Raw genomic sequence first — 17558 nt, 5'->3', positions numbered from 1 at the left:
GCAGAGGTTTTTTAATACCATACTCCCTTTTTATGACAAAAAAGGATTTTTATTTACTCTTCCACGTGGCGCTTCAACCAGTCACCGCTTTTTATCCGCCGTAAACCGGTTATTGGAAACTGATAAAGATATATCCATGCATTGCCATACGGTGTCTGAATCAATTCCCTTACATACTCCCGCGAATTATCTTTCAAATCGTCTAATTCTGTCAGGATAGTAGAATTGATTCGATATACCTCACATTCAATACTTCCGTCACCACGGACAACCGCAGGATAATGCCCAAGGTCATAGAGCTCATAGCCTTCCAACCGATGATCACCTAACCATTGAGCATCGGTCATCCAGTGATGATTGCCCTGTTTGCGCCGTAAGCTGCCATAAACAATAATTCGCATTTTTAAAACTCAAACTGATAGAGCAAATCCAATGTCTGATCAATACCAGACACCGCTTCCAGATACAATCTAGGCATTAACCTATAGCGTAAGGTTAATGTTGCCAGTGAATCAAATATACCAACACCATACTTAACTTGCAGATCTTTTGTAATCTTTCCGCTAACAACTACCTGTGATTTATCACCAACCCCCTGAGTATCCAGTGCTAAGTCGGAAACACCAAATATTTCACCGATCTTACCTACCAACTGTCCACTCTGAGCAACCCCTAAGCCTATTAATATTGCCGTCATCTGTGAGTTGTCCGAGTCACTATTCTCTAACCCTTCACCACGCAACAGATAAGAAAGTGCTTCCAATTGTGATCTAGCAGGCTCTGAGAAAATTTCTACTTTTGGCTGATCCGCCAAACCGGTCACTCTTACCCCGGCAATAACCCGCCCATCGGTAGAATCTGGATTACGGATAGCCTCAATGTTAAGTAATGGCTGATCAGGTGGACCAGAGAACATAATCAGCCCTTTACGAACAATCAGATCCTGCCCATAAGTATGGAAACGACCATCAAGAATATCAACTTGGCCATTCAAACCCAGACCTTGTTTATCTTGAATAACCTTCAAATCGCCTTTGAGTTGCGCTTTAAGGCCGAAAGCACTGAGACGAACATCGTCTCCTATATGAACCGTCAAGTTACTTTGAATCGGGATCGACGCTTTTTTCTCTTGTAATGGCTGAAAATTCTCATTCAATATAACTTCATCCGGTGAAGCCTCTACTGTTGATTCTGGTAGCTCCTTCACCGTAATACGCGCCCAAGGAATACCAACGCTACCATCCAATTTCAGCAACTGAGGAGAAGCCTCAAACACCAGAGCGGGGCTAACATCAATTTTCACCATTGGTGGAAAAACCACTCTTAACTTGTCACCATTAGCCGCCACTCTTGCATGCCATGCATCCACATTGCGCCAGTCTGCGTCGCCATTCAAGTTAAGTTGTCCTTTCGGTGTTTTGATAATCCCCTCAAGAACAGAACGTACTCCATCAAAATTCACACCAATTTGTCCTTGAGTAATATCAAATGGGATCCAATGACCTGAAACTTGCAATGCACCCAAGTTCAACCGACCAAACAACAATGGATTTTTGACATTACCTCCCAGACGCAAGTCAGCCTTCAAATGACCTTCAGCCTTATCGCCTTTCCCCAGAATCGGCTTGATTAACGCCAATGAAATATCCTGAACATCGACATTGCCCGACAGCTTACGACTCCCTGCAAGATCAGCAATCTGAACGTCACCGTTAAACTGACCATTTCCCATAATTTTAAACAACCAATTCAACTTTGCTGTGCCATTCTTCAAGCCTGCATTGAGTGTCAGCGTCTGGAAATCTACCGGTAATGCAGTGCCATCAACCATCTGCTTAACCTGCACCCCATCACCATGCAGATTAACGTTGGCCTGGGGTAATCCGCCGTCCGCGCTCCATTTAACGTCAGCATCGCCACTGAATACACCTTTCAAATGTGTTTCAGGTCCCAGTAATGGCTGAATCATAGCAAGATCAAAGCGTTCAAGAATGAGGGATGCGCTACCGCTGGCACCTGCTTCAATGGATTTAGGTATGCAGAGCCGCGCATGTGTATTCAGCCAACAATGCGTGCCCACAGTGACTTTCTGTTGTTGATTAAGATAATCGAGAGTTATTGCTTTAGTTAAACGCCATTCGCCAACCGGGGTGTCAAAACGGGTATTGTCGATGCTACCTTGCCATCGCTGTTGCTTACGATCAAAACTGCCATTAAGTGAAAGTTGACCAGCAATCGGCTCACCGTCGATCTTTAGTTGCAAGTTGTGCTGTTTCTCATCGCCCTTTGCATCCAGAGTCAAATTACGGACAATCAAATCAGCCTGTTTTAACTGACTGACTTTAACAGCAAGATCCCCGTGGATCTGTTCAGCAGAACGTACACTTCCCTTGACACTCACACGATCAATACGCAAATCCTGCCACTTCAATCCATTGGCATTGAGATCAGCCAAAAGCTGAGGCGCTTGTATATTACCGCGCAGTTTCAGCGTCCCATTCACAACACCGCCAAGCCCCGGTAATATGCCATCCAGCTTCGGTGCACTGATATCGCCATCCAATTTCCACTGTTTGGACAACTGTCCCTGGAGATTCATTTTATTGCGCCCTAAAGCCAACTCAAATTGAGGAATACTCCACTGACCAGCCGCGTTACCAGAAATCTTACCTTTGGCTTTTACTAAGTTCTGTTTTACGTTGCCATCCAGCATAATTTCCGGGATCTGGAGCTGCCAACTACCGCCGTGTAAACTACCACGGGTAACTATTTTTCCATCTATTTTGGCGGGCCATTCCGGCCACTGTTTAGCGGTATTGATCCCGGAAAGTGTCAGTACCGCATTCCAACTTACCGCCTTACTCCAGTCTGCCACACCTGCTAATTCAGCCTTTCCCTGCAAAGCAGATAGGCGTAGGCGGGTCAACTTAAACTGTTCTTCATTGCCTTTAGCATCTAACACAAGTAATGCCGGTGGAATTTCATTCCCCTTAATACCGGAGCGTAATGACAGATCATAACCACTGGCCTTACCATTTAGACGCATTCTTACGCTATCAAGCTGATATTCAGGCGTCCCCGTTAAAGGCCAACTTAGTTGCTGGCTTTCAAACGTCATCCGCACTGGCAAACCAGCCTTCGCCAGTTCCGCTTGAGCATCAAGTTTAGCCCTGACAGGACCAGACAAATTCAGCCCCAAGCTGAGTTGCTCCAGTAAAGCGCCATTAAGTTTTACATTAACCTTTTGCCCTTGGATCTCTTGTAGACTTAATTCACCTTTTATTACCAGTTTTATCGGCCACTGCCGCGCCAGAGTCGCGGAACCATTAATGGCAAGAGAACCTTCCGGCATTTTAACATTCAATTTATTGAGCTGAATCTGCTGCCCCTGATTGCTGAGTTGCAATAAAAACTCATTAATTGTGATATTGGTATCACCCGTCAGCCGTAATTGCTTACCACTAATCCCCGCAATAGTCATATCCAGTGGAATAGGCACTTCTGGCAACGTTGCCAATAGCGGTTGAGAGAACAATTTTTTCAGAATTTCTGCCAACGATTTTTCCGGTTCACTCCCTTGTTTCGCTTTCTCCTCCGCTTCTGCTGTTTTCAATCGTTCAAGGGGAGTTTTTGGCAGTCCCACCAACAATCCATTAATTTCCGTTGGCTTAAGCGTTAATGCTTTTTGCTGCCAATAAGCTGCGGTCCTAAATTCATCAAGGGCAAGTACCGTATCATTTACGGTGACAGTGACATTTTTAACAGATAGCAAATCAAGTGAGATTGGATACGGCGTCCTCAGCTCAGTCAAAGGCTCTGACTTTGGCGACGGTTCTCCCGCGGGGGGCAATTGACTCGTATTAATCGCAACTTTTACGCCCTCCGTCGTCAATGCATTAACACATAACTGACTATTTTTTAGGCAAGAAAGACGCAGCGAAAGGTAGAGTTGATTGACACTGACATTCACACCGGGCATTTGATACTTAACGCCTTTCAGAGTCAAATCTCGCCAACCGCCACTGACGCTGGCTATATCTAGCCCCGGCACCCAACGGGCAGCACTGTTAATCATAAAATGCAAGCCAGATTGCGTTCCTACCAACCCGGCAACAGCAATAACCAACAAAGTCACCATCAGCAAAAAAGCAATACTGGCCTTTTTAATCCATCTCATAATTCAGATCCTAACCCGATATAAAACTGGATATTACGGGATTCTGAATCCCCGATTGGTCTGGCAAGGTCAAATTTAATGGGTCCGACCGGAGAAGCCCAACGCACACCGACACCTAAGCCGGTTTTAAAATTGCTTTTTCTAATGTCATTAATGGCCTCACCGGTATCAACAAAAACAGCACTCCACCAATTACCCGTTACGTTATATTGGTACTCAAGCGAACCCACAACCAGTGCGGATGCACCGGTCAATTTTCCTTTATCGTCTTTAGGGGAAATTTTCTGATATCTGTAACCACGGACACTGTGATCACCACCAGCAAAAAAGCGTAAGTCAGGTGGAACTTTCTCGAACGCATTAGTTTCTATCCAACCCAAATTACCCCGAGCAACAAAACGGTGATTATCCCAGTAAGTTCTGATCCAAACGTTTTGCGCCTGTAACACCAAGAAATCAACATCAGAACCCCAAAGGGTATCGGAGACATCAATAGAATAGCGCTGGCTATCGCCCCAATAAGGCATCGCCCCCCCACGCTGGCGAATACGGCTAACATTCGCTCCTGGATACAATAACATTGCCGTATTGGTGACATTAGCCTGAGTAAAGTGGCTGAGGCTCCAACGCATATTGATCCCATACTGCCAACCCGTTGAAAGATCCCAATTACGGGAAAGATTTACTGTCGCAGTATCTGATACGGTATCGTTGATATCCTTACGCTTATAACCTGTCTGCAATGCGTAATATTGCTCTAACGGGTTTACTTTCAGCGGCATTTTATAGGTGGCATCAACAACCTGTTCAGGTGCAGAAAGGTTGATGCTAGTGCTCAGGCTGTGTCCACGGGAATTAAGCCAGGGTTTTGTCCATTTCGCCTTTACCCGTGGTCCTATATCAGATCCATAACCCCCCCCCAGTTCAACATAGTTTTTGGAACGTGGAGTTAATACCGCTTCAAGAGGAAGCATCCCGTCACCATTTTTTCTAGCGGTATTAAAATCCGGCGTAACTACCGCTGAGTTAAACCAGCCAGTTTCTGCTAACCGCCGATTCAATTCGGCCAATTGTTCAGAGGTATAAAAATCCCCTTCTTTGAACGGAACCAAATGATCCAAATAATCTTCGCGGATCTGTGAACCACGATAACGCATCTGGCCAAAGTGATAACGCTCACCGCTATTAAAAATAAAATCCCAGAATGCCTCATGTCGCGTTTTAGAAACACCCAATTGGCTCTTTTTCATAACAGCGTCAAAATAACCTTTCCTAATAGCAAGCCCGGTCAGAGAACCTTTAAGACTTTCATATTCATCATGATTAAGAACCGTTCCTTTCTTTGGGCTTTTGCTTGTTACCAGTTTGGCATAATCTCCATCTGTCTTCGCCCCACCTTCCAAAACAACATTAACACCGGCGATTCGAACAGGTTCACCTGCGGTAACTTTTGCCGTTAATACCGAGCGAGCTGGCGGTTTATTTTCCTGATAGGTAAATTCGATAATGGGTTCATAATAACCAAGCGGGCGCAAGCCTTCACGAATCGCTTTATCTACACGAGATCGGAAACGGCCATCCGGTGCAACTTCATCAGTACTGATAGTGGAGAGATGAATTCGGGCATTTTTCTCTAAACTGCCTGTTAGTCCCTCTATTTTCAGACGAAGATTAGCGCTATAAGCAATGGGAGAAGCGATAGACATACAAAGAAAGCATAAAACGGGGTATCTCGACACGCGAACTCCTAACCTGATCGGAATAATTTGACTATAATCAATTTAACTTGAGTAAAGTTTATAATATATACAATCTATTAATGTCTGAAAACTTAATAATTACGGGAGTAAATTGTGCCAACTTCAGCTAATCAAAACCTATCTATTGATCCTCAAAGCGCATTACCAGGCAGAACTGAGCCACTTAAAGTTTCACCTAACCATGCTATTACCGATCATGCGATAGAACCTGTCCCAGAAAATATGGAAGTTGCCTATTTTGGTATGGGGTGCTTCTGGGGCGTAGAACGCCTATTCTGGCAACAACCCGACATTTACACCACCTCCGCAGGTTATAGCGGCGGTACAACAGCGAATCCAACTTACGAAGAAGTTTGTAGCGGCCTGACCGGACATGCGGAGGTTGTTAGAATTGTTTACGATCCAGCAAAAAACAGCTACGAAAACTTATTAAAACTTTTCTGGGAAAACCACGATCCCGCTCAAGGGATGCGCCAGGGCGGGGATATTGGTACTCAGTATCGCTCTGCGATTTATACTGTGTCACCTCAGCAACATGAACTGGCATTAGCCAGCCTTGAACGTTTCCAACAAGCAATGCAACAACAAGGGGATAATCGCCCTATTACAACGGAGATCACAGAAGCGGGGCCATTCTATTTCGCTGAAGACTATCATCAACAGTATCTATTTAAGAATCCTGAGGGGTACTGTGGACTAGGCGGTATTGGTGTTTGCCTACCCAAATGAACAAAAACTAGTCGTTATATCTTATTAATGTTATAATTACTACGCTAATCAATGGCTTTCTAAGTGTTTGTTGTCACTTTTTATTTTATATGATTTTTATTGTTTCCTCCGGTGCTCTTCTAAATGACAACCTACCCTACCACCGGAGGTAAAACACGGATTCCTTATGCTAAATAGTCTCTTAATAGTGTTTCTATTGTGCGCGATAAGCGCCTTTTTCTCGTTATCTGAAATCTCTCTTGCTGCCTCCAGGCGAATCAAACTAAAACTGATGGTTGATGAGGGCAATGTCAACGCAGCCCATGTCCTCAAATTACAAGAAACACCGGGAATGTTTTTTACCGTGGTGCAAATCGGCCTAAACGCAGTGGCAATTTTGGCAGGTGTTGTCGGTGAATCCGCATTCTCTCCTTCACTGAAAGCTTTTTTCATGAAATTTATGCGCCCCGAATGGGCAGAACAGTTGGGCTTTATCTGCTCATTTACCATTGTAACCAGTATATTCATTTTGCTCGCTGATTTGACACCAAAACGTATCGGCATGATCAAGCCTGAAGCTGTCGCAGTGAAAATCGTAAACCCAATGCGTTTTTGCCTGACAGTCTGCCGCCCATTAGTTTGGTTGTTTAATGGCCTGTCTGATCTTATTTTTAAGCTCTTTAAAATTCCGACAGCGCGTAATGAAGACATCACATCTGATGATATTTTCGCGGTTGTGGAAGCAGGTGCTGTTGCTGGTGTGCTGCGTAAACAAGAGCATGAACTGATTGAAAACGTGTTCGAACTCGAATCCCGCACAGTGCCCTCTGCCATGACCTCAAGGGAAAGTATCATCTACTTCGATAAGAATGAAAGTGAAGAAAGTATCAAACAACAGGTTTCCAGCCAGCCACACTCCAAATACCTAATATGTGATGGAGATATTGACCACGTTATCGGTTATGTAGATTCCAAAGACTTGCTCAACCGTGTCCTGAGTGGTCAAAACCTAAGCTTCAATAAAGGTGTCCAGATCCGCAACGCGCTGATCATTCCAGATACTTTAACGCTTTCCGATGCTTTAGAAAGCTTTAAAGCAGCAGGTGAAGATTTCGCTATTATCCTGAATGAATATGCGCTGGTAATGGGTGTGATTACCCTTAATGATGTTATGACTACCCTGATGGGTGATTTAGTCGGCCAAGGGCAGGAAGAGCAGATTATCATCCGTGACGAAAATTCATGGTTAGTAGAAGGGGGAACACCTATCGATGATGTACAACGGGTACTGGATATTGATGACTTCCCTGATTCAAGTAATTATGAAACCATTGCCGGTTTCATGATGTTCCGGCTGCGTAAAATTCCAAAGTGTACCGATTCAGTCAAGTTTGCTGGTTACAAGTTTGAAGTTGTCGATATTGATAACTACAAAATCGATCAGCTACTAGTCACAAAAGTCACTGATATTCCCACCGTGACGCCAACACAAAACCTACTTATCAGTGAAAATAAATAAAAACGGCCTATTCTTGAACTAAGGCCGTTTAATATTCTCGTTAAGCGCCACTCATTGTTATTTTGTGGCGCAGATTACATCAGTATGCAACCCGACTCTTTTTCGTTATCTATCCTATTTCGGCCTGCAAACGTAACACTTGCTGATTGACTTCGCTCATTACACTAAAATGGCGCTTATCTCTTACCTTCGGCGGTAAAATTTTGCCACAGTCGAATTCAAAAGCCCCCATATCTTTAATGTATAAACGTCCACGGAATAAAGTTTTAACGTAGAGAGCAATTTTCAGTGGGTTATATCGGTGAAAAATTTTCATCTCTGCTTTTTTCCTCCTAAATGCTTCTTACGGTTACGTTTGGTGAACCAACTCCATACACCATACCGTTATGTAGAATAATAGACTGAATTTATCCGATTTTGTTCCCTCCATTTTTAGTTTTATGCACCGAATTTACATAAAATGACAGATATTTAGATATACATAACTATGTAACTTTATCTCTTACTTAATGTTAAAAATTTGATCTTCTTTAAAGAGATAAATCGGTTAATACCCGCTATGCTAGAGATCCATGCATTGTCACATTAACCTACAAAGGAAAAATTATGATAAAGAACTTTATGCTATATACTGTGCTACTTTGTTCTCCTGCTTTAGCATTCGCTCACAACATCACTCTGGAACAACAAGTTCCTACGATCAGTGTCTCTGATAAAGGTGAGTTGCTACTCAATAATAACAAGTTTAGCTACCAAAATTGGGATAGTGGAAAACTGATTGGCAAAGTGAGAGTCATACAACATATTGCAGGTCGTAGTGCAGCTAAAGAGATGAATGCTCCACTGATAGAAGAAATAAAACGTGCTGATTTTTCAAAAGAAAAATACCAAACAACCACTATTATCAATGTCAATGATGCCATATTCGGTACTGGACCATTTGTCCGCAGTAGTATTGAAGATAGCAAAAAAGAGTTTCCGTGGTCCCAGTTTATCGCTGACAGCAACGGTGTGGTCAAAAAAGCTTGGCAATTGGAAGCGAAAAGTTCTGCCATTATTGTTCTGGACAAAAATGGTGCCGCGAAGTTTGCCAAAGAAGGTGCGCTAAACAATAGCGAAATCAAACAGGTAATTGAATTAGTTCGTAAAGAACTACAGTAAAAACATCGGTGGTGATAACGACTTGCAGGTATGTTTTCGTTTGCCCTTATCACCACAATTCTGCTAAAAAGCAATTCTACTGAAAAACAACCACGATTAAAAAATTGTTACTCTAAACCCCGGATTTAGGAATGATTCACGAGGCGTATAATCTAGAGTCTGACCTTTCCAGTTCGTCACGTGAGCACCAGCAGCAATAGCTATAGCGTGACCCGCCGCAGTATCCCAGATATGAGTGGGTCCAAAGCGAGGATAAAGTTGCGCTTTTCCTTCCGCCACCAAACAGAACTTCAATGAAGACCCTACAGAAACCGTCTGATGTTCACCTAACTGATTGAGATAATCTTCTAATTCTGTATCCATATGAGAGCGACTAACAACTACCATTGGCGGATTAGCATCACGAATTTTAATCGGCAAACATTGACCACCACAGGCTTTTTTCCATGCCTGCCGCCCTTGCCCGGAATAAAGCGTATCCTGCACAGGAGCATATATGACCCCCATCACAGGAACACCCTCATCAATCAAGGCGATATTAACCGTAAATTCACCGTTACGATTAATAAATTCCTTAGTGCCATCCAGAGGATCAACTAACCAATAGCGCTTCCAATCACGCCTCTCTTCCCAAGTGGGAAGCTCTTCTTCCGACAACAGTGGAATTTCCGGAGCGATACGGGATAATCCGGCTTTAATGATTTTATGAGCCACAATATCAGCCATAGTAACCGGTGAATCATCTTGCTTATGATCAACTTTCAGAGGATGTTCATCCTGATAAATTGTCATAATAGCCGCACCAGCTTCCTGAGCCAGTTGGCAAATTTGTTCTAGCATCATACACCTCTGCGGTTAGTCATCTGTTATCATTTTAGACTATATTACCAATTGATCTTTTATTGGAACGGTAAGAATTCTATTACCCTTCTTAAAACAAAAACAACTGGATATACCTGCTCAAGTTATTGACAATCTGATGCAAGCACTGTGATCTTCATGTTCTCACCAAGCACTTTCACCCAATATGATGCCGTTATCCAACTCGTTATACCACCAACAATTTATTCCTTTAAGTTAATTTCCATCGATTTAATCACCGAAACATCGGTGCCATGCCAAATATCGACGAGTGCCCACAGATCCATCCCTTTGACATTGCCTGGCATGATTTTCTGGCCGGTGTTATGGCTTACAGCGTCCAAATAAACATAGGCAGTGCTGGTCTCACTATTTTGGGAAAACGAATAAATTTTCGTATAATTCCCCGCCTTACTAATCCCTTTTTCCGTCAACATCACTTCCTCTGGTAAACGCCCCAATGTAACCACTCCATGAACATGGTTTCGCGAAAGGATAAAACCCACTTTTTCCAACAAATTATAAGTCTGTTCCTTATCAAAATTACCGTTATTATCCCGTACACCCCATTGCCCATTATCCGTTAATGCCAGACCAAAAGGATCGACAATCATCTTTACTGGCACGGAACCAATCTCAGCCAATATATTTCGCAGTGTTTCTTCAAATCATATTAAGCCCGCTTCAATATTATTATTTCTATTTCCTTTATATCAAGATAATATTCATAGCTTATTAAGCCGCTAGACCTTTTACAATCGTTGATGTAATGAAGCAGTCACACTACTATTCAATATATTTAATAAATCAACATTATCTTTATAATAAAAACAAGCAAAACATTGTTTATTTGTTATTAAAGTGACTAAAGACATAAAAAATACTTTAAAATGCTGAAATTCAGCCAAAAATAAAGTAAAAAAGAGTTAACAAGAAAAATGAGAAAGTGGAACCTAGCTTTGCCAGTGCGAAACAGCACTATGACCACGATTAAGATCAGAGAGAACCCAAACGCTGGTGGCAACAGCACAGAATATCAGGAAAATAGCATTACCATCTATTTTTTAGGCAAAAGCGAAAATTGACCAGGCCAAAAACCCTATTTAAAGAAATAACTGAGACATCAAGAGAAAGCCAGTTAATCGGCAACATGCTAGCTGAAATTTTCGATAATCTGAAAACACTGCCCACTTTTTGAATGGGTTTATCAGCAGCTTGAGGCGAATATACCGGCTATTTTTAATCCTACTTCTGGATAAAACTTACAGAATATCCAATAATTCCACTTCGAAAATCAGAGTGCTATATGGAGGAATCGATGCACCAGCACCACGCTCACCATAAGCCAAATTATAAGGGATATAAAGTTCCCATTTAGAGCCGACAGGCATCAACGTCAATGCTTCAATCCATCCAGCAATCACACCATTCACAGGGAATTCAGCAGGTTCGCCACGTTGTACTGAACTATCAAACACGGTGCCATCAATCAAACGCCCCGTATAATGAACACGCACGCGATCAGTACGGGCAGGAATTTCACCATCCCCCTGTTTCAGTACAGAGAACTGTAAACCAGATTCTGTGGTGCTTATACCGTCACGCTGAGCGTTTTCTGCCAGAAACTTCTGCCCCTCTTCTGCCATAGCTTGCTGACGTTCACGACGCACACCATCTGCGCGCTCATGCATTTCACGTAAAGCACGATGTAGTATATCAACCGGTACCGCTGGAGAATGATTTTCCAGCGCATCACACAACCCTGCTAACAGCGCTTCAGGTTCCAGACCTTGCAGGCCAGACTCCAGTAATTGCTGACCAACTTGCAAGCCAACCCCATAACTTGCTTGTGCTTCGATAGAATCAAAAGAAAGTTTTGCCATGAAAATACCTGTGATCAAATTAAATTAGGTCTGTAAGCATAACAGCGCTATGCAGCAGGGTAAACCGAAGATATCACTAGAAAAATAGATGTCGTCAAAATATATAAGAGCTAATAATCGATATAATTCTAAGTAGCATATTCATTCCTTAAAGGTTACAATATAAAAATTCAATTTTTATATCTTTTTACTTATAATTGATTATATAAATAAAATATTTTTTATATAAAATTAATTTTATTGCAAATATTATATGACGAGGAAAATCTTATGAATACATTATTTAATGAGATTTTATCTGAAATTAAAAAGTCCAAAACCATGCCCGAATTAGAAAAAAAACTGTTAAACGCGATAAATTATCTGGGTTTTGAATTCTACTCAATTTACCAGGAAGAGAAATACCCATTCACGACAAAAAAATATGTTCTAATAACCAACTTAAATATAGAAACCGTAAACAATTATAATCAAGATAATAATCACGATAGCGACCAACTAATGAATGGTGATTACACTTTCTCTATTCCATCAGTTTGTAATGATAAAATATCAGAAAACGCTGATTTTATGATTGAAGAATCAAATCCAAATAAAAATGAAGTTAAAAATAGTCTTTCAATCAAAATTAAAGGTTATCATGGCGAAAGGTCAATTTTTTCAGTTGCCAGAAAAGAAGGCGCTATTTCCCACAATGAAATACTTAACAAAGCCGGAATGTTAGGCATACTGGCAAATGAATGCATAAAAACATTTAATAACCTAAAAAATAAAAAAGACAAAATCATTGTTCCAACGCTCTCTACCAGAGAGGTTGAAGTCATAAGATGGACTTGTGAAGGAAAAACTTCTGCTGAAATAGCCGATATACTGGATATTTCAACAAGAACCGTTAATTTCCACATTAACAATGTCATGGAGAAATTAGTGGTTCCCAATAAAGTCGCAGCAGTTGCTAAAGCAATAGCATATAATCTAATTATATAATAATTAAAGCCGAAATAAGTCTCTAACTATACGAAATTATAAAATATAATTAGACAATATATCCCTCCATACACCATTAATTTCATTCATCAGGGATTCACATTCGATGTGCTCATCATTAATGTGCACACAAACGTAACCACAGAAATCATTATTACTTTTTGGTGTTTCGTAAACCAATGAATTCTTCTCTAAATTAATTTTCATTGCAATAATTTCGTAATATAATTTACTCAGAATATTATCAACAGATACTAATAATACTTCATTAACTTCCGTTTTATCGAATTTATCATTAATCCTTCCATCTTTACCCGCCAGTAAATTAATCAAAAATGCTCTTCCCTTCGCTTCAGGCAATATCATTCGATCACTAAATCCTTTGACTAAATGGTCAACCCAAATTTCCTGCAAACTTATACCATATACCCGATTAGCCATATCCCAAATACGCATACCCGCAGGTCTACGATTAGTTTCAACCAGAAAAGTTTCTCCAGTTTTACTATCTTGCTTAATCTCATTATGGAATGCACCAAGAGTCTGTCCTGAAATCAAATTCATTGCCTGCCCTGCTTTATGTAATGCAATCATATTTCTGCCATCACATTGCGCCGGCACTATTTGCCCTATTTCAACAGGATATTCCCCTTTCTGGGAAACTTTTTGCGTTAAAAATGCCATACAACCAATACCATCATACGAATATTCTGTATCGAAAATAATAAGCTCTTCTGCAAGAATTTGATTACCACCAGATTGCTCAACAGATTGAGTAAAAGCCGTCGGGATGTTACTTCTATCTTTAACCGCTACCACGCCTATATTTGCCCGACCACAATTAGGTTTAATAATCACACCATATGGAACAGAGTCATAAAATTCCTCTAATTCTTTCATCTCATTAATGAAAGTATATCGAGGCGTTTTAATATGTTGTGCCGCAAGCAGTGGTAATATCCGAGTTTCTTGTTGGCGGAATTGATATTTTTCAATACCTGCAAAACTTAATTCTGGATCATCACCATAAACGTTTAATTTTTTCGCGATAACAGCCGCATACCCAGATACCGCATCCATAAAGGGGAGAATAGCCGCACATGTCATATTAAGTTCACCAAGAACTGCCATCACACGATCAACATAATTGTCATCAACATAATTTTCTGTTCGTACAGGAATATGATAGACAAATGGTGTGATACCTTTCTCCTCACCGGACAACATATCGCTAATAATCACCAACTCAAGGGAGTAACGATCTCGAATATAGTCACGAATATTAACGACTTCACTTAGCCTTGCAGGAAGATAATCAAGCACTAACAAATATTTTTTTGAACTCATATTTCCCCCATTATTGACTATTATGCAGATTAAATTTAAGCGAACGATAAGGATTAATAATGACAAACATCAATAAAACAAATGCAGAGAATATCAGATAAATACTATTGTAGGAAAAATAGTTCAGCAAATTAGCACAAATGAAACTAGTTAAAGGTATCGCTAATTGATTCAAAACTAGCACCACACCAAGATACTGAGAAAAACGCTGCTTCGGAATAAGACTTGCTCGATAAGAACGGGAAAAAAGATTAAAACAACCTTCCGCGCCAATGACCAGTAAGAAACCTAATGTGTAAACCACAAATAACGGACCGGTAGCAAATAGTGTTAAACCACATAATGCAATCAGAAAAGCCGTTACACCAACGACACGTACATCAAAAATTCGGCACAATTTTGGCGCAATAAAAAATACACAACAGTTCACCAACCCCGCATAAGCCAAAAGCTGAGCATAACTTCCTTCCGGCTGTGAAAAAACACTGGTGATAACATAAACTGCCGTTGACAGAATAGCACCTTGCATCACATTCATCAGAAATGTCAGGCTAATGACGCGTAACAAGGATGGGTTTCCCATCAGGAATTTAAAAATGGCCGGCAGATTATAACTTTCTCTATTAGTGTGTTCTTCAATCTGATTTTTCCTTTGTAACTGAAACCACATCAAGCTACTAATCAGGAAAGGAAAAAACGCAAATGCAAATACCGCATAAACACTGAATTTATAAACCAGCACACCGACAACCACCGGGGCCGCAATATAAGTAAACTGTTCAACAAATTGTAAACGAGAGTTAACAGAAGGTAATTCTACTGCACTCATGTTCTTAGAAACAAAGCCTTCAAGGTTGACATATCCCGCTCCACTAAAAAAGGATAAAACACATGAGAGAGGAATAATGATATATACGATGCTATTATCAGAATATATAAATGAAAGGATAAAAAGAAATAAGCAAACTAATGATCTAAGAATATCACTCAGGAATAACATAACCAACGTATGCATCCTGTCGCCCATCCAACCAGAAATGGGGAGTGAAATCACCCTGAATAACCGTTCAAGCCCAAAAGCAAAAGATGAAAGTGAAGCGCTATTAGTTGAGGTATATACTAATACAGGCACAGCAAACATAACAAATGCCTCTGAAAAAACAGAAAAAAAGCGAGCCAGTATGATTCTATGTATCATTAATATTACCTCAACCTTATTATACCCGTCATCTTTCAAGCTGCCTCTTTGTTGGCTGCACTCGCTCACCCCGGTCACATAGTTATCTATGCTCCCGGGGATTCGCTCCTTTGCCGTTGCAATGCATCTTGAAATCCATAAGGTATATCTATCCCAATAGGCTATTCTATTTATCAATTTGGCACTGAGCAAGGCTCAAACTGATTACATCCACTACGCCTACTGGGATAGATTTTTACTATGCAATAATTAATGAATAGATTTAATCAAATAATTCCCCAAAACTAAATAATCAATATTTGTTTTCATGAAAGTTTTAATGGCATCATCAGGAGAACAAACGATCGGCTCACTATCGTTATAAGAGGTGTTCAGCAGCAAAGGCACACCGGTTTTCAGATAAAATGCCTCAATCAATCGGGCATAATCTGGATTTGATGCACTATCTACCACCTGAACTCTGGCAGTACCATCTTCGTGAACCACTGCCGGAATTTTCGATGCTTGATCTACTTTAGCATCCATCGCTAGCAACATATATTTTGCAGCTTCCGGTAATTCTTTCCGAACATGGAACCAGTCAGCAACATGTTGACGCAATACACTAGGCGCAAATGGTCTAAACATTTCACGATGTTTAACTTTACGATTCATTAAATCCCGAATATCTTTATTTCTCGGATCGGCTAACAAACTACGATTACCTAATGCCCGCGGCCCAAACTCCATCCTCCCCTGGAACCAACCAACAACATTATTTTCAGCCAACAAGTCTGCGACAACTTCATGAATATTCTCTTCATATGTCCAGTCCAAACCATGAGCTTTCAAACTACGTTGGTAATCATCTTCACTATATTCCAGACCCCAATAGGTATGAGTCAGAGGATAACGTTGATTATTTTCAAGAATATGATGCCAAATAAATAGCGCGGCACCTGTGGCAGTCCCGCCATCATGTGCAGCAGGCTGAACAAAGATATCTTCGATATCTAACTCTTCATATAATCGTTTATTCGTTATGCAATTCAATGCAACACCACCTGCCAGGCAAAGCTTATTCGTTGCTGTTTCCTGCAAATAATGACGAGCCATATTTAACACTATTTCATCAGTTATTTGCTGGAGAGAAGCAGCAATATCATAATATTCTTGCGCCACCTCTCCACCTGGGACTCTTTTCACAATACCAAACAAGGATTCCAATTGAGAAAATTCTTGGGTACGGAAATTGAGAATGGAGTTATCGATCGTAAACTCACCTTTCTCATAAATTTTGACGAATTGCTGGAACGCCGACATAAAACCGTCAGGTTTACCATAAGCAGACATTCCCATCACCTTGCAGGCATCGTATACAGAGAAACCCAAGAATTCTGCCAATTTTTCCCACATAAAACCAATTGAATGAGGGTATTCAATGGTTTTAATTTTTTCCAAACTATTGCCATCGCCCAGATATACCCCTGCGGTATTATCCTCGCCAACACCATCAAGTGATAAGGTCAGAGCTTTATCAAATGGCGAAACAAAATAAGCAGATGCAGCATGAGCTGTGTGGTGTGGAACCCAATGAAATTGACCACGGAATCCCATTGATTGCAAAATTTCTGGTACTGAAGTGGTTTTGCGATAGAAAATAGATTCACCCGATACACTTCCCCAACTTCCTTCATGGGTGACTTCATCAATAAAGATTGATTTTCTTCGTTCTATCGGATCGATAGAAAACCCAATATGACTCACATCTTCCAGGCTAATACCCGCAAAGTCTAATGCAACTTCAATAGAAGCCAATGGCAGCTCATCAGGATTATCAATATTTGCTGGTTTTCCGTGTTTTCTTCTATTTAAACGCTCTTCTTCGATGGCAAAAATCGTTTCTCCATCTTTTAATAAGCAAACTGCTGACTCATGGTAGACTGAATTTATACCTAAAATATACATGGCTTATTAT

The 17558-nt window shown here is 40.9% G+C and carries 14 protein-coding genes; 4 read left to right on the top strand and 10 right to left on the bottom strand.

Annotated elements, in window-relative coordinates; all coding sequences use genetic code 11:
* Positions 1-53 precede the first annotated feature (53 nt).
* Genes EAE91_RS02870 through tamA form a run of 3 tightly spaced genes read right to left on the bottom strand, consistent with a single transcriptional unit; the run spans position 54 to position 5916 of the window.
* On the bottom strand, positions 54-401 hold the full coding sequence (locus EAE91_RS02870) for a gamma-glutamylcyclotransferase family protein (RefSeq protein WP_214087170.1): 348 nt from the start codon (positions 399-401) through the stop codon (positions 54-56).
* 2 nt (positions 402-403) lie between these two features.
* Entirely contained in the window at positions 404-4177 is a 3774-nt protein-coding gene (gene tamB, locus EAE91_RS02865) for an autotransporter assembly complex protein TamB (RefSeq protein ID WP_214087169.1), read from the bottom strand.
* Entirely contained in the window at positions 4174-5916 is a 1743-nt protein-coding gene (tamA, locus tag EAE91_RS02860; protein ID WP_312149646.1) for an autotransporter assembly complex protein TamA, read from the bottom strand. The genes tamB and tamA overlap by 4 nt, the downstream gene beginning before the upstream one ends.
* Positions 5917-6030: 114 nt before the next feature.
* Between tamA and msrA the strand changes: the two genes are divergently transcribed.
* Together msrA and paeA are read left to right on the top strand one after the other, a co-directional pair.
* On the top strand, positions 6031-6666 hold the full coding sequence (gene msrA / locus EAE91_RS02855) for a peptide-methionine (S)-S-oxide reductase MsrA (RefSeq protein WP_214087168.1): 636 nt from the start codon (positions 6031-6033) through the stop codon (positions 6664-6666).
* 166 nt (positions 6667-6832) lie between these two features.
* Positions 6833-8164: a polyamine export protein PaeA gene (gene paeA / locus EAE91_RS02850; RefSeq protein ID WP_214087167.1), complete on the top strand. Its 1332-nt coding sequence runs from the start codon at positions 6833-6835 to the stop codon at positions 8162-8164.
* Positions 8165-8273: 109 nt separating this feature from the next.
* Here paeA and EAE91_RS02845 read toward each other — a convergent pair whose 3' ends face one another.
* Positions 8274-8480 carry a DUF1107 domain-containing protein gene (locus tag EAE91_RS02845; protein ID WP_011148633.1) on the bottom strand — a complete coding sequence of 69 codons (207 nt, stop codon included), beginning with the start codon at positions 8478-8480 and terminating at the stop codon, positions 8274-8276.
* A gap of 290 nt (positions 8481-8770) precedes the next feature.
* Here EAE91_RS02845 and EAE91_RS02840 point away from each other — a divergent pair, with 290 nt between their 5' ends.
* Positions 8771-9325, top strand: a complete 555-nt coding sequence (locus EAE91_RS02840; protein WP_214087166.1) for a YtfJ family protein — start codon at positions 8771-8773, stop codon at positions 9323-9325.
* A 96-nt stretch (positions 9326-9421) separates the two neighbouring features.
* Here the strand turns inward: EAE91_RS02840 and cysQ are convergent, their stop codons facing one another.
* From cysQ to bamJ, 3 genes are all read right to left on the bottom strand, one after another.
* Positions 9422-10165, bottom strand: a complete 744-nt coding sequence (cysQ, locus tag EAE91_RS02835; RefSeq protein ID WP_011148635.1) for a 3'(2'),5'-bisphosphate nucleotidase CysQ — start codon at positions 10163-10165, stop codon at positions 9422-9424.
* A gap of 224 nt (positions 10166-10389) precedes the next feature.
* A complete protein-coding gene (locus EAE91_RS02830) occupies positions 10390-10830 on the bottom strand; it encodes a hypothetical protein (protein WP_214087165.1) in 441 nt (146 codons plus the stop codon).
* A 618-nt stretch (positions 10831-11448) separates the two neighbouring features.
* The gene (bamJ, locus tag EAE91_RS02825; protein ID WP_214087164.1) at positions 11449-12069 is read right to left on the bottom strand and encodes a BamJ family beta-barrel-assembly machinery protein; all 621 of its coding nucleotides are present in this window, start codon (positions 12067-12069) and stop codon (positions 11449-11451) included.
* Between the two features lie 270 nt (positions 12070-12339).
* On the opposite strand from bamJ, the gene EAE91_RS02820 reads away from it, so the two are divergent.
* The gene (locus EAE91_RS02820; protein ID WP_214087163.1) at positions 12340-13056 is read left to right on the top strand and encodes a helix-turn-helix transcriptional regulator; all 717 of its coding nucleotides are present in this window, start codon (positions 12340-12342) and stop codon (positions 13054-13056) included.
* A 36-nt stretch (positions 13057-13092) separates the two neighbouring features.
* On the opposite strand, the gene EAE91_RS02815 is transcribed toward EAE91_RS02820, so the two are convergent.
* From EAE91_RS02815 to EAE91_RS02805, 3 genes are all read right to left on the bottom strand, one after another.
* The gene (locus EAE91_RS02815) at positions 13093-14403 is read right to left on the bottom strand and encodes an ATP-grasp domain-containing protein (RefSeq protein ID WP_214087162.1); all 1311 of its coding nucleotides are present in this window, start codon (positions 14401-14403) and stop codon (positions 13093-13095) included.
* A gap of 10 nt (positions 14404-14413) precedes the next feature.
* Complete coding sequence (locus tag EAE91_RS02810; RefSeq protein WP_214087161.1) at positions 14414-15601, bottom strand: MFS transporter; 1188 nt, start codon at positions 15599-15601, stop codon at positions 14414-14416.
* Between the two features lie 249 nt (positions 15602-15850).
* Positions 15851-17548: a carbamoyltransferase family protein gene (locus tag EAE91_RS02805; RefSeq protein ID WP_214087160.1), complete on the bottom strand. Its 1698-nt coding sequence runs from the start codon at positions 17546-17548 to the stop codon at positions 15851-15853.
* Positions 17549-17558: the final 10 nt, after the last annotated feature.

It is taken from the genome of Photorhabdus noenieputensis (assembly GCF_018448935.1).
Taxonomy (GTDB): Bacteria; Pseudomonadota; Gammaproteobacteria; order Enterobacterales; family Enterobacteriaceae; genus Photorhabdus; species Photorhabdus noenieputensis.
This window is presented reverse-complemented; position numbering and strand designations above follow the sequence as displayed.